Source organism: Streptomyces mayteni, assembly GCF_054783955.1.
Map to the genome: position 1 here is coordinate 1 of NZ_BAAGPR010000285.1, position 740 is coordinate 740.

Consider the following 740-nt stretch of genomic DNA (forward strand, 5'->3'; position numbering starts at 1 on the left):
ATCTATTTCACTAGTCATCGACTTTCTTTTCATCTTTCCCTCACGGTACTTTTCACTATCGCTACGTCATTCATACTTAGCCTTTGAGGATGGTTCCCCAATTTCTTTTCTTTTTCTAAAAAGAACTTCATGCAAGTTTTCTCTTACATTACTTATTTATTATCTATTTTATCATAAGCATACAGGGCTATTACCTTCTACGGATTACTTTTTCCAAAGTATTCTGCATTATAATAATGATATTTGGCTAGTTCTATTTCGCTCGCCACTACTTTAGAAGTCACGGTTGTTTTCCTTTCCTACAGTTACTAAGATGGTTCAGTTCACTGTGTATATAATTTACGGTTTCCCGTGCGGAACGCTATAATAAATTCATATATTATATAGCTTTTAGACAATAAGTCTTCCGTATAATGAATGCGTGCTAGACATCCCCAACAATCACTTTGATTACTCACACCTATGTGTCCATATATTTGTCATACTTATATTTACAAATTTATAAATATTTACTTATCTATAACTAATATAATTCATTACTACATCCTAACATGTATATTATTATCTTATTAAATTTATTATCTAGTATACTTAAATTGTATATAATTTCTTAGTTTTGTTTAATACTTTTTCTGCCTTGTTTATATAGATATAATAATAATAAATAAAAGTAGACATAATAAGTAGATAGTAATACTACATTATTTGTCTTTAGTCTTTAATTTAATTAGTCAAGTATA

Annotated in this window: 1 rRNA gene; it reads right to left on the minus strand. The window is 28.0% G+C overall.

Annotation, left to right across the window (positions count from 1 at the left end):
* Positions 1-459 (minus strand): 23S ribosomal RNA (locus ACYVPE_RS39925); the annotation flags it as partial.
* Positions 460-740 lie beyond the last annotated feature (281 nt).